General features: G+C 43.5%; 12 protein-coding genes and 1 riboswitch. Of the genes, 10 read left to right on the forward strand and 2 right to left on the reverse strand.

Annotated elements, in window-relative coordinates; genetic code table 11:
* The first annotated feature begins 86 nt into the window (after window positions 1–86).
* From LQ247_RS19890 to LQ247_RS19925, 8 genes are all read left to right on the forward strand, one after another.
* The gene (locus LQ247_RS19890; protein WP_144498762.1) at window positions 87–1,766 is read left to right on the forward strand and encodes an AMP-binding protein; all 1,680 of its coding nucleotides are present in this window, start codon (window positions 87–89) and stop codon (window positions 1,764–1,766) included.
* A gap of 141 nt (window positions 1,767–1,907) precedes the next feature.
* Complete coding sequence (locus tag LQ247_RS19895; RefSeq protein ID WP_020452501.1) at window positions 1,908–2,510, forward strand: TetR/AcrR family transcriptional regulator; 603 nt, start codon at window positions 1,908–1,910, stop codon at window positions 2,508–2,510.
* Window position 2,511: 1 nt separating this feature from the next.
* A complete protein-coding gene (locus LQ247_RS19900; protein ID WP_020452500.1) occupies window positions 2,512–3,288 on the forward strand; it encodes an enoyl-CoA hydratase in 777 nt (258 codons plus the stop codon).
* 31 nt (window positions 3,289–3,319) lie between these two features.
* A complete protein-coding gene (locus tag LQ247_RS19905) occupies window positions 3,320–4,093 on the forward strand; it encodes an electron transfer flavoprotein subunit beta/FixA family protein (protein WP_026579113.1) in 774 nt (257 codons plus the stop codon).
* A 49-nt stretch (window positions 4,094–4,142) separates the two neighbouring features.
* Window positions 4,143–5,120: an electron transfer flavoprotein subunit alpha/FixB family protein gene (locus LQ247_RS19910; RefSeq protein WP_020452498.1), complete on the forward strand. Its 978-nt coding sequence runs from the start codon at window positions 4,143–4,145 to the stop codon at window positions 5,118–5,120.
* A 212-nt stretch (window positions 5,121–5,332) separates the two neighbouring features.
* Window positions 5,333–5,647 carry a thioredoxin gene (gene trxA / locus LQ247_RS19915; protein ID WP_020452497.1) on the forward strand — a complete coding sequence of 105 codons (315 nt, stop codon included), beginning with the start codon at window positions 5,333–5,335 and terminating at the stop codon, window positions 5,645–5,647.
* 145 nt (window positions 5,648–5,792) lie between these two features.
* The gene (gene uvrC / locus LQ247_RS19920; RefSeq protein WP_023855450.1) at window positions 5,793–7,565 is read left to right on the forward strand and encodes an excinuclease ABC subunit UvrC; all 1,773 of its coding nucleotides are present in this window, start codon (window positions 5,793–5,795) and stop codon (window positions 7,563–7,565) included.
* A gap of 64 nt (window positions 7,566–7,629) precedes the next feature.
* Window positions 7,630–7,810: riboswitch (Lysine riboswitch) on the forward strand.
* Between the two features lie 147 nt (window positions 7,811–7,957).
* Window positions 7,958–9,190 carry an aspartate kinase gene (locus LQ247_RS19925; protein ID WP_231006536.1) on the forward strand — a complete coding sequence of 411 codons (1,233 nt, stop codon included), beginning with the start codon at window positions 7,958–7,960 and terminating at the stop codon, window positions 9,188–9,190.
* Window positions 9,191–9,752: 562 nt separating this feature from the next.
* Here LQ247_RS19925 and LQ247_RS19930 read toward each other — a convergent pair.
* Complete coding sequence (locus LQ247_RS19930; RefSeq protein WP_105981130.1) at window positions 9,753–11,174, reverse strand: sensor histidine kinase; 1,422 nt, start codon at window positions 11,172–11,174, stop codon at window positions 9,753–9,755.
* A gap of 2 nt (window positions 11,175–11,176) precedes the next feature.
* The gene (locus LQ247_RS19935) at window positions 11,177–11,851 is read right to left on the reverse strand and encodes a response regulator transcription factor (RefSeq protein ID WP_105980114.1); all 675 of its coding nucleotides are present in this window, start codon (window positions 11,849–11,851) and stop codon (window positions 11,177–11,179) included.
* A gap of 164 nt (window positions 11,852–12,015) precedes the next feature.
* Between LQ247_RS19935 and LQ247_RS19940 the strand changes: the two genes are divergently transcribed.
* Both LQ247_RS19940 and LQ247_RS19945 read left to right on the forward strand, forming a co-directional pair.
* Window positions 12,016–12,765 carry an ABC transporter ATP-binding protein gene (locus LQ247_RS19940; protein WP_231006487.1) on the forward strand — a complete coding sequence of 250 codons (750 nt, stop codon included), beginning with the start codon at window positions 12,016–12,018 and terminating at the stop codon, window positions 12,763–12,765.
* A complete protein-coding gene (locus LQ247_RS19945; protein WP_231006488.1) occupies window positions 12,762–15,335 on the forward strand; it encodes an FtsX-like permease family protein in 2,574 nt (857 codons plus the stop codon). Before LQ247_RS19940 ends, LQ247_RS19945 begins: the two co-directional genes overlap by 4 nt.
* The last annotated feature ends 90 nt before the right edge of the window (window positions 15,336–15,425 follow it).

Raw genomic sequence — 15,425 nt, forward strand, 5'->3', positions numbered from 1 at the left:
TTTTAAAAAGGAAAAATATCATTACTTTCTGAATATTGTTTTGATATACTGAAATCAAGAATATATTGTTTAAAAGGGGGGAGCTTATGCCGACTGAAAAACCGTGGCTGCGTCATTATCCCGAACATATTCCTCACGAGCTGCAATTTGAAGATCAAACACTCCATTCCATCCTGCAACAATCCGCCCAACAGTTTTCTGAAAAAACAGCGATTCATTTTCTCGGAAAAAAATGTTCGTACCGGCAAGTTTATGAGGACGCTTTAAAAATGGCAGATTACCTGCTGTCACTCGGCATTCAAAAAGGAGACAGAGTCTCGATCATGCTGCCGAACTGCCCGCAGGCGGTTATCGCGTATTACGGCGTTCTTTTCTCCGGCGGCATCGTCGTCCAGACAAATCCGCTGTATACGGAAAGGGAGCTTGAACATCTGCTTCATGACAGCGGGGCAACCATCATCATTACGCTTGACATGCTGTACCCGGCAGCATATAAAATGAAAGCGCTGTCAAATATCCGGCACATCATTGCGACAAGCATAAAAGATTACCTGCCTTTCCCTAAAAATCTGCTGTACCCAATCGTGCAAAAAAAAGAGAATCAAATGTCGGTTGAGATCAATGAAAATGAGACGACACACCTCTTCCGAACCATCATGAAACGCCCCGTTCCAAGCGGTCCGCCGGGGATTGAAATCGATCCGGCCCACGACATTGCCGTCCTGCAGTATACCGGAGGCACGACAGGCACGCCAAAAGGCGTCATGCTCAGCCACCGCAACATACTAGCCAATATGGAGATGTGCGATGCCTGGTTTTATCAATTGAATAAAGGGGAGGAGAAGGTGCTGGGGATCGTCCCGTTTTTTCACGTCTACGGAATGACGGCCGTCTTGAATTTCACGATCAGGCAGGGATATGAAATGATTCTGCTGCCGAGATTTGACGCGCGCGCAGCGCTGAAAACGATCGATAAAGAAAAGCCGACGATATTTCCGGGGGCACCGACGATATATATTGCCCTGTTGAACCATCCTGATCTTCACCAATTTGATCTGTCGTCAATTAAGAGCTGTTTGAGCGGATCTGCAGCGCTTCCTGTTGAAGTCAAACAGCAGTTTGAAAAGGTAACGGGCGGAAGGCTTGTCGAAGGTTACGGAATGTCTGAAACCTCGCCCGTCACTCACGCCAATTTTATTTGGGATTTGAATAAAGCGGGCAGTATCGGCTGTCCTTGGCCTGGTACAGACGCGGCTATCTATTCGGAAGAAACCGGCGGTTTTCTCGGACCTTATGAGCATGGAGAAATCGTCGTCAAAGGACCGCAGGTGATGAAGGGCTACTGGAACAATGATGAAGAAACCGCTCAAAGTCTAAGGGACGGCTGGTTTTTTACAGGAGACATCGGCTACATGGATAAAGACGGCTTCTTTTATATTGTCGACCGCAAAAAAGACGTGATCATTGCCGGGGGATACAACATTTACCCGCGTGAAATCGAAGAGGTGCTCTATGAGCACGAAGCCGTTCAGGAGGCGGTTGTTGCCGGCATCCCTGATGAATACAGAGGAGAAACGGTTAAGGCTTTTATAGTGCTGAAAGATCATGTTACAATAACGGAGAAGGAATTGGACGAATATGCCAGATCGCGTCTGGCTCCTTATAAAGTGCCGAAAGTATACGAGTTCAGGGACGAACTGCCGAAAACGGCAGTCGGGAAGATTTTAAGAAGAGCGCTCGTTCAAGAAGAAAAAACCGGCGTCTGAAAAAGCGAAGTCTGCCGTCGATTTTGACGGCATGCTTTTGTGGTGCGATTTGAGTTTAGCTTCTTGACAAAGCGTCCATTTTTATTTACGATAAACTCATGAATGAGTATTCATTCATTAATTTGAAAGGAACGAAGCCAATTGAAACAAAAGAGACCAAAGTATATGCAGATTATCGACGCAGCTGTCATTGTGATTGCAGAAAACGGATACCATCAGGCGCAGGTTTCGAAAATCGCCAAGCAGGCCGGAGTGGCGGACGGCACCATTTATCTTTATTTTAAAAACAAAGAAGATATTCTCATCTCGCTATTCAAAGAGAAAATGGGACAGTTTATCGAGCAGATGAACGAAGAAATGGAAGTGACAAATTCGGCGACAGAAAAGCTCACGCTGTTCATCAAAAAGCACTTTGAACTGCTCAGCAGCGATCGCCACCTCGCGATTGTCACCCAGCTTGAGCTGAGGCAGTCGAATCTTGAGCTGAGGCTGAAAATCAATGAGATTCTCAAAGGGTACTTGACGATCCTGGAAGACATCATCACCGAAGGAAAAGAAGCGGGAGAATTTAAGAGCACGCTTGATGTCCGCCTGGCGAAGCAGATGATTTTCGGTACGGTGGATGAGACGGTTACAACCTGGGTGATGAATGATCAAAAATACGATCTGCCAAAGCTGGCAGACAGCATTCATGAATTGCTGATCCATGGGTTCGGCAGCCAAAAGACGAAGGAGGAGAAATAAAATGGCAGCATTAACATACGCCGTAGACGACTATATCGCAACCATTACGATTCAGCACCCGCCGGCAAATGCGCTATCGACGCAAGTGCTTGAAGACCTTTCCGCATGTCTTGAGGAGCTTTCAGAACGTCAGGATGTCAGAAGCGTCGTGATTCACGGGGAAGGAAGATTTTTCTCGGCAGGCGCTGACATTAAAGAGTTTACATCATTGATGGACGGGTCTGATTATGCAAATTTGGCTGATAAAGGCCAGCAGATTTTCGAAAAAGTAGAATCTTTTCCAAAGCCCGTGATCGCCGCGATTCACGGAGCTGCTCTTGGAGGAGGTCTGGAGCTTGCGATGGCATGCCACATCCGCATTGCCGAGGAGAGCGCTAAGCTCGGCCTTCCCGAACTGAATCTCGGAATCATTCCCGGCTTTGCGGGAACGCAGCGCCTTCCGAAGTATGTGGGCACCGCCAAAGCGCTTGAAATGATCGGGACATCAGAGCCGATATCCGGCAAGGAAGCTTTTGAATACGGCCTTGTCACGATTTTGGCGGCGAATGAAGAAGAAGTGCTGCAAAAGGCACAAGAGCTCGCGCGAAAATTCGCTGAAAAAAGTCCGCAGACGATGGCTTATGTCATTGAACTCCTGAATTCGAGCAAAGTGTATTCGTATGAAGGCGGCCTCAAGCTGGAAGGAAAATACTTCGGCGAAGTGTTCCAATCGGAGGATGCGAAGGAAGGGATTCAGGCATTTCTTGAAAAGCGGAAGCCGCATTTTAAAGGGAAATAACAAACGTGAAAACAAAGGGGATGAATAGAACATGAACATTTATGTCTTAATGAAGCGCACGTTTGATACAGAGGAGAAAATTCAGATTGAACAAGGGGAAATCAGCACGGATGGAGCGGAATTCATCATCAACCCGTACGATGAGTACGCCATTGAAGAAGCGCTTCAGCTGAAGGAGAAGCACGGCGGTGAGATTACGGTTGTCACAGTCGGCGAGGAAGAAGCTGAAAAAGAACTCAGGACGGCTCTGGCGATGGGGTGCGACAAAGCCGTTTTGATCAACATTGAAGACGATCTGGAAGAAGCGGACCAATATACGGCGTCAGCCATCCTATACAACTATTTGAAAGACCGCGAGTATGACATGATACTCGGCGGGAATGTGGCGATCGACGGGGGATCGGGACAGGTGGCGCCTCGTTTGGCCGAGCTGCTCGGCATCCCTTGTATCACGACGATTACAAAGCTGATGGTAAACGGCGGAGATGTTGAAGCGGAACGCGACGCCGAGGGTGACCTTGAAGTGATCCAAACGTCGCTTCCAATCGTAGCGACTGCACAGCAGGGGTTGAACGAACCGCGTTATCCGTCACTTCCGGGAATCATGAAGGCGAAGAAAAAGCCTCTTGAGGAGCTTGAACTTGATGATCTGGACATCGACGAGGAAGACGTGGCCGCCAAAACAAAAACGATCGAACGGTTCCTGCCTCCGAAAAAAGAAGCCGGGAAAATCCTTGAAGGGGAGCCGGAACAGCAGGCGGCAGACCTTGTATCACTGCTGAGAAGCGAAGCAAAGGTCGTTTGAAGCCGAAGGGAGCAAAAACACGGTCATTAAAATACAGGGGGAAATGGACATGAGCAAAAAAGTTATCGTATTGGGAGAGTTCAGGGACGGTTCGTTGAGAAATGTGACATTCGAAGCGATAGCTGCAGGAAAAACGGTTGCCGAAGGGGGAGAGGTGATCGGTGTTCTCTTCGGTGAAAGCGTTTCAAGCAATGCGGCACAACTGATCCATTACGGCGCTGACAGAGTGCTTACAGCCGAAAACCCGCTCTTGAAAAACTATACGTCTGACGGCTATGTTCAAGCCTTTATGCCGATCATTGAGCGCGAAAGTCCGGACGTGATAATTTTCGGCCATACGTCAATGGGCAAAGACTTGTCGCCGAAGCTTGCAGCCCGTATGGGAACAGGGCTGATATCAGATGCCGTCAACGTCGAAGTAGCCGGCGGCAACATCGTGTTTACAAGACCGATCTACTCAGGCAAAGCGTTTGAGCGGATCATTTCCGAAGATGAAACGATTTTTGCAACGATCAGACCGAATAATATCGCCCCGCTCGACAAAGATGAGACGCGAACGGGAGCGGTCGAAAGCATCGAAGCGGATATTCGGGACATCAGAACGGTTATCAAGGACATTGTCAAAAAAACGTCCGAAGGCGTCGATTTGTCTGAAGCGAAAATCATCGTAGCCGGCGGCCGCGGCGTCAAAAGCGAGGAAGGCTTTAAACCGCTGCAGGAGCTTGCCGACGTACTGGGCGGCGCGGTCGGCGCTTCAAGGGGAGCCTGTGACGCAGACTACTGCGACTATTCGCTTCAAATCGGCCAGACCGGCAAAGTCGTAACTCCAGACTTATATATCGCCTGCGGCATTTCAGGAGCGATTCAGCACCTCGCAGGGATGTCAAACAGCAAAATCATCGTTGCCATCAACAAAGATCCGGAAGCTGACATCTTTAAAATTGCCGACTACGGGATCGTCGGCGACTTATTTGAAATCGTTCCGCTGCTCACGGAGGAATTTAAAAAGCTGAGCGTCAGTACTTGATCAAAAGCCGGCCTGAAATGGCCGGCTTTTTACATAGGCACATTTCCGCCTTTTGCAAAATAACATGGAATAAGGACATTTTTAGAAAGGCTAAAATCCCGATGTGTAAAACTGCGCAGATAGGGAAATGTATAATCAAGCATTATGTTAGCGTGAACCAAAGGGAGATGCTATACTAAAAAGCATAATTTCACAATTGGAGGAATGAAAGAATGGCTATCGTAAAAGCAACTGATCAAACATTCTCATCTGAAACAAGTGAAGGCGTAGTTCTTGCCGACTTCTGGGCTCCTTGGTGCGGACCTTGCAAAATGATCGCGCCGGTACTTGAAGAGCTTGATCAAGAAATGGGAGACAAACTGAAAATCGTAAAAATCGATGTTGACGAAAACCAAGAAACTGCCGGCAAATACGGCGTGATGAGCATCCCGACTCTCCTCATACTAAAAGACGGCGAAGTGGTTGAAACATCTGTCGGCTTTAAACCGAAAGAAGCCCTTGAAGAACTGGTCAACAAACATTTGTAAAATAGAAACCTGTGAAAAAGGCGATTCCAAAGGGATCGCTTTTTTCTTACAACGCGCCATCTTCCTTCTCCAATTGTAGCGAACGTACGGTCGGTCGTGGTAAACTGAAATGAAGAAAAAACGCCGAAACAAGGAAGGATTTTTGATGAACAAAAAAATCAAAGAAAAGCTGGCCCTTCTCCCGGATCAGCCTGGCTGCTACTTGATGAAAGACAGGCAGGATACCGTCATCTACGTCGGGAAAGCGAAAATCTTAAAAAACAGGGTCCGCTCCTATTTCAGCGGGTCCCATGATGCCAAAACACAGCGTCTTGTCAGTGAAATTGAAGATTTTGAATACATTGTCACCTCCTCGAACATCGAAGCGCTCATTCTTGAAATGAATTTAATCAAAAAGTACGACCCGAAATATAACGTGATGCTGAAAGATGATAAAAGCTACCCGTTTATTAAAATCACGAACGAGCGGCATCCGAAGCTGATTGTCACGAGGAAGGTCAAAAAAGACAAAGGCCGCTATTTCGGGCCGTATCCCAATGTCCAGGCTGCGAGGGAAACAAAAAAGCTGCTGGACCGCCTCTATCCGCTCAGAAAGTGCGCCAAACTGCCGGACCGCGTCTGTTTGTACTATCATCTTGGACAATGTCTGGCGCCATGCGTATATGATGTGTCTGAGGAGACAAACCGACAGCTCACAGAAGAAATCACCCGCTTTTTAAAGGGCGGATACAATGAAGTCAAGAAAGAACTTGAAGCAAAAATGCTCGAAGCCTCGGAAAACCTGCAGTTCGAACGGGCGAAAGAATTCCGCGATCAAATGGCCCATATCGAGTCAACGATGGAAAAACAGAAAATGATGCTGAATGACATGGTTGACCGCGATGTATTTGCCTATTCGTATGACAAGGGCTGGATGTGCGTCCAGGTCTTCTTTATCAGGCAGGGCAAATTGATTGAAAGAGATGTCAGCATGTTTCCTTTATACAGGGAAGCAGACGAGGAGTTTTTGACGTTCATCGGGCAATTTTACTCGAAAAACAACCATTTCCTCCCAAGGGAAATTTTAGTTCCAGACAGCGTCGATAAGGACATGATTGAGGAGCTTTTGGACGTGAACGTGCGCCAGCCGAAAAGGGGAGCGAAGAAAGACCTGCTGCTCCTTGCCCATAAAAATGCAAAGCTCGCTTTGAAAGAGAAGTTTTCGCTCATTGAACGGGACGAAGAGCGGACGATCGGCGCGATTGAAAAGCTCGGCAAAGCACTGGGCATCTACACGCCGTACCGAATTGAAGCGTTTGATAATTCAAATATTCAAGGAACGGACCCCGTTTCGGCGATGGTCGTCTTTCTCGACGGAAAACCGCATAAAAAAGAGTACCGCAAATATAAGATTAAGACGGTTGAAGGCCCTGACGACTACGGGTCAATGCGCGAAGTCATCAGAAGAAGATATACAAGGGTGCTGAAAGAGAATCTGCCGCTGCCTGATTTAGTATTGATCGACGGCGGAAAAGGCCAGGTGTCTGCCGCCCTTGACGTTTTGGAAAATGAATTGGGGCTCGATGTCCCTGTTGCCGGTCTGGTGAAAGATGATAAACACAGAACTTCCAACCTTTTGATCGGCGACCCCCTTGAGATCGTCCAGCTTGAGCGGAACAGCCAGGAATTTTACCTGCTTCAGCGCATTCAGGATGAAGTGCACAGGTTTGCGATCAGCTTCCACAGGCAGCTCAGGGGAAAAAGCGCATTTCAATCGGTGCTCGACGGCATACCGGGCGTCGGCGAACAGCGGAAAAAACTGCTGTTAAAACATTTCGGTTCCGTTAAGAAAATGAAGGAAGCGAGCGCCGAAGATATCCGCAAGCTCGGCATCCCCCTGAAGACGGCGCAGCTGATTGAAGAGGCTTTGAAAAAATAATGTTGAACTTTTAAAAAGAATCTGATAGAATTTGTACTAATTTCATAATAAGATCGTGTGATATGGTGAAGATAGAGGTGCGAACTTCAAGAGTAGGCTTGATGAGGAAGATGGATTCCGATGAAAAAAGCCGAAAGGGGAGCGTCGCCGAAGCGGGGAAAAAATCCATTCGTTTTTCCTGCTGGCTTTACATTGAATAAATGTAAGGCTGTCAAGAAATCATTTCTTGGAGGGCTATCTCGTTGTTAAAATCATCGGCATTTTTGTTGGTTAAAGCAATGAGGGAATTTCTCTCATTGCTTTTTTTGTACGAAAAAACGTACAGCCCGCCGGTCAAGTTTTCCTCTTCATACATAAACAAGCACGAACGAAAACAAAAAGGGTGGTATTTGATGGGTCTCATCGTCCAAAAATTTGGCGGAACTTCAGTAGGATCAGTGGAAAAAATATTGAATGTCGCAAACCGTGTCATCGAAGAAAAACAGCGCGGTCATGATGTTGTCGTCGTCGTTTCAGCGATGGGCAAATCGACGGATTCCCTCGTCGCGCTTGCTAAGGAAATTACCGAACAGCCGAGCAGCAGGGAAATGGATATGCTGCTGACAACAGGAGAACAGGTAACAATTTCGCTGTTGACAATGGCTTTGCAGAACAAGGGGTATGATGCGGTTTCCTATACAGGCTGGCAGGCCGGCATCGAAACCGAAAATATTCACGGCAACGCAAGAATTACGAACATTGATACAGGCAAGCTGAAAGAGCGTCTGAATGAAGGGAAAATCGCCGTTGTCGCCGGATTCCAGGGGACGACAGCGGAAGGTGAAATCACAACGCTCGGCAGAGGCGGATCAGATACGACAGCCGTTGCCCTCGCAGCTGCCCTGAAAGCCGATAAATGCGACATTTACACCGATGTACCGGGGGTTTTCACAACCGATCCCCGCTATGTGAAAACAGCGCGGAAGCTGGCCGGAATCTCCTACGATGAAATGCTTGAGCTTGCCAATCTTGGAGCAGGCGTCCTGCATCCGAGAGCTGTTGAATTTGCGAAAAACTATCAGGTGCCTTTGGAAGTCCGTTCAAGCACCGAGAAAGAAGCGGGCACATTAATCGAGGAGGAATCATCAATGGAACAGAATTTAATCGTAAGAGGCATTGCATTTGAAGATCAGATCACACGTGTGACTGTATGCGGCCTGGCGAGCGGCTTGACGACGCTGTCAACGATTTTTACAACGCTCGCTAAACAGAACATCAACGTTGACATCATCATTCAATCGGTGACAAGCACAAGCCAAACGTCGATTTCTTTCTCCGTGAAAACGGAAGACTTAAAACGGACGGTCGAAGTTCTCGAAGAATACAAAGACGCGCTCGACTATGAACAGATTGAAACGGAAAACAGGCTGGCCAAAGTCTCGATCGTCGGTTCAGGCATGATCTCCAACCCGGGAGTAGCAGCGGAAATGTTCGCTGTGCTGGCGGAAAAAAACATCCAGGTCAAAATGGTCAGCACATCCGAAATCAAAGTTTCGACTGTCGTCAACGAAGGCGATATGGTGAAAGCTGTTGAAGCGCTGCATGATGCTTTTGAACTGTCGAAAATAAGCATAGCTGCGAATTAAACATCCTGCAATTTGCTAGCAGGAGGAGAATGGTATGTAATCAGAGTTAGTAAGGGCTAATGCAAAGTCGAATAAGGCGGGAAATCCGCGAAAATGAAGATGAATATTTTTCCTTAGGGAGCTCAATCATATCGCTGTTTTCCGCTCTGATAAGCTTTTATCCATTGTTTGTTGTGGAATGGCTCCAGTAGTCGGGAGACGATTGATAATAACACAGAGCGATTTTACGGTGCTGCATCCTTTTTCTTCGTAAAATATATCCGCGGTCCCCGCCTATGACACTTTGTGCGAAATAAATTTGATTAAACATAGCCCAATACGGTTGCGATGTTTGTAATACCGAATCAGCCAGAGGCCAAATTTTATTCCTTTTTGATATAAATAATAGGCCGAAAAATAAAATGTTACTTTTCAGCTATTGGTTGGCTGTTTTGGTTTCTACTTGATGTATGGGTCCTTTTTTCATATTCAAGCTATGTGCTTTTATTGTATGATGAGCGATTTCTTTATTGCTTTTTCTATATCATCTAAAACAAGCGATCAAAAAAAGTATGATGATTAATCATGATCCATTAGGTAATGGCAAATATAATTTAAAAACGGCACCTTGTTTGTTATGGTTTTCTGCAGTGATTTTACCTCCATGCACTTCTAAAATCTCCTTGCTTATGGCTAAGCCCAATCCGGCTCCTCCTGTTTTTCGATTGCGAGAGGTTTCTCCTCTGTAAAGCGGCGTAAATATCTGGTCTAACTCGGACTCGTGCAGTCCCTTTCCTTTATCCCGAATGGCAATAACAGCGTATTTTTTCTCTTCGAACAGTGAAACGTAGATGTCGCTGTTTTTAAAAGAAAATCTTATGGCATTGTCTATTATGTTGTAAAAAGCTCTGGAAAAAAGCTCGGGATCTGCATAAACATATGTATCACCTTCAGGAATTGATTTTATGAGATGAATTCCCTTTTCTTCTAATATTGCTGAGTAATCGTTCAGGTAATCGTCAAGTAAGCGGTTTAGGTTTACAAACTCTACACTTGGTTTTTCTTTGTAAAGTTCTAGCTTCGTGTACGAGAATAGGTCTGACACTAAATGATTCAGCATATCCGCTTTATTTCTGCATGTCACAATATATTTCTTTACTTTTTCAGGGGCTTGGTGTAATTGCTTTTCTATAATTTCTAGATATCCCCGGATTGTAAATATTGGTGTTCGTAAATCATGCACGATAGAAGCAATAAACAGTTTTCTTTCGTTTTCAAGTGATTGTTGTTTGGCTAATGATTTCTTTAGCTGCAGCTGCATGGACTTAAATCCGTTTGATACTTCATGAATTTCTGTAACACGTGAAGAAGGAAGAGAAAAATTGAAATCCTGCTTTGAAATGAGCTGTGATGTTTTCTCCAGTGCAGTCAACGGAATTAATACTTGTTTATTCATAAACCATGCAGCTGTCGCCAAAAGCATTAGGAAAACAAATAATGCGATGAATAAGCCTCCATACTGTTCTAGAAAACTGTTTTCTGGACCATTGAAAGCATGGAGTGCAGGCCTTTTATCTTGAACATATAAAATGCCTGCGAGTTTTTTGTTCTGATATACATAATATTCTTCAAGAAGATAGTTTGTATTCCCAACTGAGTAATCTGCTGTTTGCTCTATTTTTGTAATCTGATGATTATCTGGTTTTTCTACTGTTGAAAATAAGACTTTTTGATCTTTGTTTAGCAAGCGTATCCCTATATGAAGCTCATCAGTTTTATGATGTATTTGTTTTTGCCACTCTTTTTTGTTCCAATTTTCCGGCTGATTTAGAATGTTTTGTTCCAGCCAAGGCATTATATCTTCTATTTCAATAGAATTTGTTTTTGATTCATTATAAAAATGGACGGCCATTTTTGTAGTAAGAATGGGGAGCAAAATAAATGCAATCATAAAGAGAAACAGCCATTTTTTTATTGTCAGTCTTTTTTTATGCCCCTTTAACATGTTTATGCCCCCTCCACAAATTTGTATCCGACTCCCCAGACAGTTAGGATCCAGCGCGGCCGAGAGGGGGTTTCTTCAATTTTTTCCCTGATTCTCGCGACGAATACCCTTACTGTATGCGGATCACTATAATGCTCCCCCCATATAAATTGGATAATTTGATCGTGTGTAAATACTTGATGGGGATGTCTGCTAAGTAGAGATAATAAGTCAAATTCCTTTGAGGTGAGGGAAACTTTTCTTCCGTGTATATGTACTTCTCGGGATAAGTAATCAATTGTAAGGCCGTTGAATGAGTGTCCGGGTTTTTGCTGTCCGGAGCGCCGTCTCACTGCTTTGATTCTGGCTACAATCTCACCTGGTGTTGCCGTTTTTACAATATAATCATCACCCCCGACACTTAATCCCCTGATTTTATCGGTTGGATCCTCTTTGGCGCTTAAAAATAAGATAGGGACATCCTTTATGTCTCTCAGCTTCTTGCATATCGAAAAGCCTGATTCCCCCGGCATCATTACATCTAGTAAGATACAGTCGACCTCTTGTTTGTTGACAATGGAGAGGGCTTGTTCTCCATTAAATGCTGTTAGAACATTGTAATTCTCGATCTCCAGAAAGTCTTTCATCAGTTCAATAATTTCTGCATCATCATCGACGACTAAAATGGTTTCTTTCATTATCGCCATTCCTTTCTGTTTTGCTTCTGAATAACATTATGACGTTTTTTTGGTAATTGCGGAATATGTGTGAATAAATCTTGATATTTTATTGATATTTTATTAACGCCCTATTGAGTTTAGCTATTTAAAATGAAACTGAACTATAAAAAGAGGTGAAAAACATGAGAGCTTCAGTCCTGCAAACTAAAAAGTTATCAAAGTCATATGGAGAGGGAGCACATCAATTTTTTGCATTGAGAAATATTGATTTGGATATAAAAAAAGGTGAATTTACAGCCATTATGGGTCCTAGCGGCTCGGGAAAGTCTACGTTATTAAATATGCTGTCAGGGCTAGATAAACCAACTTCAGGAGAAGTCACACTAGACGGTATTCATTTATCTCATTGCAATGAGGCTCAAATTACACAACTCAGAAGAGATAATATCGGTTTTATTTTCCAAATGTTTAATTTGATTCCTGTTCTAACGGCGGAGGAGAATATAACGCTTCCTATACTCCTAGCTGGAAAGAAAGATAAATCGGTAAATAAAAAGGCAAATGATTTGCTGCAATTATTAGGGATTGGAAGACTCGCTTCTTCTTATCCGTCCCAGATGTCAGGGGGACAGCAGCAGCGGGTTGCAATTGCAAGAGCGCTTATTATGGAACCCAGTATCGTATTAGCAGATGAACCAACCGGAAGTCTTGATACAAAAACTGGTGATGCCATTTTGACAATTCTCCGCCACTTTTGCGATACGAAAAAACAATCGCTTATCATGGTGACGCATGATGCAAATGTGGCTTCACATGCACATCGGATTATATTTATGAAGGACGGGGAATTGGCGGGAGATATTCAGCTCACTGCGACTCCTAAAGTAAATTTAAGCCATATCACTAAAAGATTAGAGGATGTATACGCATGAAATTAACTGCTCAATTGGCTTGGCGATTTTTGAAAGCAAGAAGAGCCAGGTCTATATTTGCTGTGATCGGTATTAGTCTTGGGGTTATGCTGCTCATTATTTCGCAAATCATGATGACAACTTTAGAACAATCAAACGAAAAATCTGTGTTGGAAAAATACGGAGATTTTGATTTGGTTTCAGGTTATAACGGATCAACCAAAAAATTGAGTGCGAAAGATTTGCAAAAGATAGAGGGATTTCCAGATGTAGATCAAATAACCCCGATGTTATTTCCGTATGCAAGTGAAGATATGCCGGCTGCTGTTGCATCTCAGCCTGTTTATATAGGCTTTAAACATCACCAATTGGCTATGGAGCACCCGCTGGTTTCCATCGGTAAAGGTGGATTTCCGAAAGCTCAGGAAGTGGTAATCCCTGCTCGATATGCAAAAGCTAAGGGCTTGGATATTGATTCTGAAATTAGTTTCCCTTTTCCTCCAGGGGACGACGTAAAGGTACGAGTATCTGGTATTTTAAATGAAAGCGAGCAATTAAATAATATCGTCATTTTTGATTATGATTGGCTCGCAGCACAAACTCATAATGTAAATAAAGCAACGGCAGTCATGCTGAAATTAAATCAATCAGCTGATAAACAAAAAGTAATAGAGGATTTAAAGGAACATTTTGCAGACATATCCATTGATCAACGAAAGGCGATGACGACAGAGAAAGAACAACTGGGCGGGTTAAAACCGATTGTCAACGGTTTATCAATTACAGTCTTGTTAGGAAGCCTTTTAATCGTAGTCAGCACTTTGCAAATGTCGGTTCAAGAAAGACAAAAGGAATTAGCAACATTAAGACTTTTAGGCGGAAAGCCTGCCCAATTGTTTTATATGGTCATCTGGGAAGCTTTTCTGATAGGGACTATGGCTGCATTAATAGGAACGGTTACAGGTACTGTACTATGTTATGCCCTGACAAATATTGCTGAACAATTTATAGGCTATTCCATCCAATCAATATCAATCCCGGCAAAAAGTATAATCATTTCGTTTTTTGGAAGCATTCTTTTGACTGTCTTAGCAGCAACAATACCAGCTTTATCGACTAGCAGGCTTTCTCCTATCGCTGCATACAGCCAAAAAATCAGTAAAAGTAAAGCGGAATCAAAAGGAACCATTATCGGCCTGACCATGATTTTGCTATTGCTGGCAGCTATGACATTTGCAGTGCATAAAAGCGGAGGAAGCGGCAGCTTCAGTATTCTGTTAGGGGTATCATTTGTACTCATTATGTTTGTGATGACTCCTGCAGTATTGAGGATCATTGTAACGGCACTAACTTTTCTCTTAAGGCCGTTTTATCAAATGGAAAGCATGATTGCCGGAAGAAATGCTCTGAAAAGAATGAGAAGAAGTCAGCAAATTGCCAGGGTATTAACGTTAGCAGTCATTGTTGGATTCGTTGGATATATGATTTTGCAAGCTGTTGTCAGTCAAACAGAAAAAACAATATCAAAACAATATCCGCTTGATTATGTCATACAGGCTACAGAAGCCTCGTATGAACCAGGTTTCTCTTCTTCAATTATAAAACAAATTGATCATATGAACGGAGTTGAAACAATCCCGGTTCAAACAAGTATATTAACACATACTTTGGATTTAGATATAAAAAAAGTAGATTCAAACTGGAACGGGCAATTTATGACCGTAAACGGAAAAAAAGAAGTTTTAACGAGTGTGGGTGGCCTGGATTTGGAAAAAGTACGCAACACTGCCCCTTTTGAAATTGTGAAAGGCCGAATTGATCACCTTAAAGATGATGAGGCCGTGATTACGAAACAATTCTCTGAGGACATCGGGTTTCGAGTCGGAGATACAGTCACATTGGAACCAGATGAATTAAGTGAAGTTTCTGGCAAGAAGCCATTTACATTACGCATTGTCGGTGTGGTTGACGAAGTGCCTATTTTACCTGATGAAGATTTAAGATTCTTTACTAATGAGACTACGTTAAAAGAGTTATTTCATCTTCAAAAAACAGAACAAATATTTTTTAATATTAAGGACCAAAGTGAAAAAGGCCATATAAAGGCCAAAATTGAGAAACTGATGGAAAATCCACAATATCAAGATGCTATTTTGTATGATAGAAAAGAAGAAATGGATAAATTTTATCAACAGTACAAACAGCGTATTGTATTATTGGGAAGCAGCGTGTTAATCATCACCTTAATTGCACTTGTTGGCTTAATGAATAGTATGGCAAGCAATTTAAGGGAAAGTAAAAAAGAGTTTGCGATGATGAGAGCCATAGGTGGAAAGCCGTGGCAAATCGTTCGACTCGCTTTATATGAAGGAATTGTTATTTCATTAGCTGGCTGTATAATGGGTTTAATTTCAAGCGTTATACTGGGGTATAATCTATTATCAGCTTTAGATGTAAAGAACCTCGAAATACCTTATGTGATAATTTTCATCATATTATTAATAAGTCCGTTACTGGGTATTCTATCTGCCCTTCCTTCTGCACTGTGGCTTTCAAAAAGTAACTTAGTAAAATCGGTGTTTGAAGATTAATTTTTAAGCATAACCGTTTCTAACTTAAGTGATCATTGACGATAAAAATAAGCAGTGGATGTGTGATTTGCCGATATTCTCAGCAGAAGG

The sequence above is a fragment of the Bacillus sp. BS3(2021) genome, from assembly GCF_021043345.1.
Taxonomy (GTDB): domain Bacteria; phylum Bacillota; class Bacilli; order Bacillales; family Bacillaceae; genus Bacillus; species Bacillus paralicheniformis.

Bases quoted from the DNA above. Each gene is read 5' to 3' on its own strand.
- LQ247_RS19925 (WP_231006536.1), top strand. From the start codon at position 7,958: ATGGGTCTCATCGTCCAAAAATTTGGCGGAACTTCAGTAGGATCAGTG.
- uvrC (WP_023855450.1), top strand. From the start codon at position 5,793: ATGAACAAAAAAATCAAAGAAAAGCTGGCCCTTCTCCCGGATCAGCCT.
- LQ247_RS19900 (WP_020452500.1), top strand. From the start codon at position 2,512: ATGGCAGCATTAACATACGCCGTAGACGACTATATCGCAACCATTACG.
- LQ247_RS19935 (WP_105980114.1), bottom strand. From the start codon at position 11,851: ATGAAAGAAACCATTTTAGTCGTCGATGATGATGCAGAAATTATTGAA.
- LQ247_RS19940 (WP_231006487.1), top strand. From the start codon at position 12,016: ATGAGAGCTTCAGTCCTGCAAACTAAAAAGTTATCAAAGTCATATGGA.
- LQ247_RS19945 (WP_231006488.1), top strand. From the start codon at position 12,762: ATGAAATTAACTGCTCAATTGGCTTGGCGATTTTTGAAAGCAAGAAGA.
- LQ247_RS19890 (WP_144498762.1), top strand. From the start codon at position 87: ATGCCGACTGAAAAACCGTGGCTGCGTCATTATCCCGAACATATTCCT.
- LQ247_RS19905 (WP_026579113.1), top strand. From the start codon at position 3,320: ATGAACATTTATGTCTTAATGAAGCGCACGTTTGATACAGAGGAGAAA.
- trxA (WP_020452497.1), top strand. From the start codon at position 5,333: ATGGCTATCGTAAAAGCAACTGATCAAACATTCTCATCTGAAACAAGT.
- LQ247_RS19910 (WP_020452498.1), top strand. From the start codon at position 4,143: ATGAGCAAAAAAGTTATCGTATTGGGAGAGTTCAGGGACGGTTCGTTG.
- LQ247_RS19930 (WP_105981130.1), bottom strand. From the start codon at position 11,174: ATGTTAAAGGGGCATAAAAAAAGACTGACAATAAAAAAATGGCTGTTT.